Genomic DNA, 253 nt, shown 5'->3' on the forward strand with positions numbered 1-253 from the left:
GCCTCACTCAACGCCCTGCGATCCCTGATCACCACCAGCCCCGAAGAGCTGCGCTCCCGACTGCGTTCACTCACACGAGCACGACTGCTCGCCACCTGCGCCGGCTTCGACCCCGCTCCCGCCAGGCTCACCGACCCGACCGCGGCAACCGAACTCGCCCTGCGTTCACTGGCCCGACGCGTCCTGGACTCGCAGATCCACGCCGCCGAACTGAAAAAGCAGCTCGACGATCTACTCACCCACGTCGCGCCCA

The 253-nt window shown here is 67.6% G+C and carries 1 pseudogene; it reads left to right on the forward strand.

What is annotated here, in order from left to right:
- Positions 1 to 253 (forward strand): annotated as a pseudogene (locus ON30_RS27705) (IS110 family transposase); the annotation flags it as partial.

Source organism: Nocardia takedensis NBRC 100417 (genome assembly GCF_000308695.1).
GTDB classification, from domain to species: domain Bacteria; phylum Actinomycetota; class Actinomycetes; order Mycobacteriales; family Mycobacteriaceae; genus Nocardia; species Nocardia takedensis.